Annotated in this window: 1 protein-coding gene; it reads left to right on the top strand. The window is 65.0% G+C overall.

Annotated elements, in window-relative coordinates:
- On the top strand, window positions 1-283 hold a 283-nt coding region (locus tag F2P46_RS36790), incomplete at both ends, for a plasmid recombination protein (protein WP_208296975.1).

The following is a 283-nucleotide window of genomic DNA, read 5'->3' on the forward strand; positions in this document are numbered from 1 at the left end:
CCCTGCACCAGGACGAAAAGACCCCGCACGTCCACGCGGTCATCGTGCCCATTACTCCCGATGGACGGCTGAGCGCGAAAGACACGTTTACCCGCCAGAGCTTGCGCGAGCTGCAAACCGAGTACGCCCAAGCAATGGCCCCGCACAAGTTTGAGCGCGGCATTGAGCACAGCCAGGCCGAACACCAGCCCATGCGCCGGCAGTACACCCAGGAGGCCGTGCAGGCCCGCAAGGTGGCTGAGTTGAGCAAGCCCGCAGCGGCCATCGAGCGCGAACCCTTCAC

The sequence above is a fragment of the Massilia sp. CCM 8734 genome, assembly GCF_011682155.1.
GTDB classification, from domain to species: Bacteria; Pseudomonadota; Gammaproteobacteria; order Burkholderiales; family Burkholderiaceae_D; genus Telluria_A; species Telluria_A rubra.